The sequence below is a fragment of the Paenibacillus paludis genome (genome assembly GCF_042610515.1).
Taxonomy (GTDB): Bacteria; Bacillota; Bacilli; order Paenibacillales; family Paenibacillaceae; genus Paenibacillus_AQ.
The window spans coordinates 1-2,285 of the sequence record NZ_JBGJZP010000046.1; the positions used below are offsets into that span (position 1 = coordinate 1).

1 rRNA gene is annotated in these 2,285 nt (G+C 53.7%); it reads right to left on the reverse strand.

The features are described from left to right. Nucleotides 1–2,285, reverse strand: a 23S ribosomal RNA gene (locus tag ACAN56_RS35340); the annotation flags it as partial.

The following is a 2,285-nucleotide window of genomic DNA, read 5'->3' on the forward strand; positions in this document are numbered from 1 at the left end:
TCCTCTCAAATTTCCTGCGCCCACGACAGATAGGGACCGAACTGTCTCACGACGTTCTGAACCCAGCTCGCGTACCGCTTTAATGGGCGAACAGCCCAACCCTTGGGACCTACTTCAGCCCCAGGATGCGATGAGCCGACATCGAGGTGCCAAACCTCCCCGTCGATGTGGACTCTTGGGGGAGATAAGCCTGTTATCCCCAGGGTAGCTTTTATCCGTTGAGCGATGGCCCTTCCATGCGGTACCACCGGATCACTAAGTCCGACTTTCGTCCCTGCTCGACTTGTTGATCTCGCAGTCAAGCTCCCTTATGCCTTTGCACTCTTCGAATGATTTCCAACCATTCTGAGAGAACCTTTGAACGCCTCCGTTACTCTTTAGGAGGCGACCGCCCCAGTCAAACTGCCCGCCTGACACGGTCCCCGTACCCGATTAGGGTACCAGGTTAGAACCTAGATACGATCAGGGTGGTATCCCAACGGCGCCTCCGCAGAAGCTTGCGCTCCTGCCTCTACGGCTCCCACCTATCCTGTACAGATCGTACCCAAATTCAATATCAAGCTGCAGTAAAGCTCCATGGGGTCTTTCCGTCTTGTCGCGGGTAACCTGCATCTTCACAGGTATTAAAATTTCACCGGATCTCTCGTTGAGACAGCGCCCAAGTCGTTACGCCATTCGTGCGGGTCAGAATTTACCTGACAAGGAATTTCGCTACCTTAGGACCGTTATAGTTACGGCCGCCGTTTACTGGGGCTTCGGTTCACAGCTTCGGATTGCTCCTAACCGCTCCCCTTAACCTTCCAGCACCGGGCAGGCGTCAGCCCGTATACTTCGCCTTGCGGCTTCGCACAGACCTGTGTTTTTGCTAAACAGTCGCTTGGGCCTTTTCACTGCGGCCCCCTCGGGCTATTCACCCTACCGAGGCACCCCTTCTCCCGAAGTTACGGGGTCATTTTGCCGAGTTCCTTAACGAGAGTTCTTCCGCGCGCCTTAGAATTCTCTTCTCGCCTACCTGTGTCGGTTTGCGGTACGGGCACCTTCTCCTGACTAGAGGCTTTTCTTGGCAGTGTGAGATCATGACCTTCGCTACTATAATTTTCGCTCCCCATCACAGCCCAGCCTTAATGGTGTGCGGATTTGCCTACACACCAGCCTCACTGCTTAGACGGACATCCATCAGTCCGCGTCACTACCCTCCTGCGTCACCCCATCGCTCATAGCGGATTACGGTGGTACAGTAATTTCAAACTGTTGTCCTTCGACTACGCCTTTCGGCCTCGCCTTAGGTCCCGACTTACCCTGAGCGGACGAGCCTTCCTCAGGAAACCTTGGGCTTTCGGCGGATCAGATTCTCACTGATCTTTTCGTTACTCATACCGGCATTCTCACTTGTATGCTGTCCAGCGCTCCTTACGGTACACCTTCAACCTGCATACAACGCTCCCCTACCCCAGATGCAAAGCATCTAGCCATAGCTTCGGTGGTGTGTTTAGCCCCGTTACATTTTCGGCGCAGAGTCACTCGACCAGTGAGCTATTACGCACTCTTTCAATGGTGGCTGCTTCTAAGCCAACATCCTGGTTGTCTGTGCAACTCCACATCCTTTCCCACTTAACACACACTTGGGGACCTTAGCTGATGGTCTGGGCTGTTTCCCTTTTGACAATGGATCTTAGCACTCACTGTCTGACTCCCGGCAAGAAGTTAATGGCATTCGGAGTTTGACTGAGCTTGGTAACCCTTGCGGGCCCCGCACCCAATCAGTGCTCTACCTCCACCACTCCATTCACCGAGGCTAGCCCTAAAGCTATTTCGGGGAGAACCAGCTATCTCCGAGTTCGATTGGAATTTCTCCGCTACCCCCACCTCATCCCCGCATTTTTCAACATACGTGGGTTCGGGCCTCCAGTGCGTGTTACCGCACCTTCACCCTGGACAGGGGTAGATCACACGGTTTCGGGTCTACGTCCACATACTCAATCGCCCTATTCAGACTCGCTTTCGCTGCGGCTCCGGCTTCTCACCTTAACCTTGCATGTTAAACGTAACTCGCCGGTTCATTCTACAAAAGGCACGCCATCACCCATTAATAGGGCTCTGACTTTTTGTAAGCACACGGTTTCAGGTTCTATTTCACTCCCCTTCCGGGGTGCTTTTCACCTTTCCCTCACGGTACTGTTTCACTATCGGTCGCCAGGTAGTATTTAGCCTTAGCAGATGGTCCTGCTGGATTCATACGGGGTTTCACGTGCCCCGCACTACTCGGGATCCGTCTCGGAGAGAAC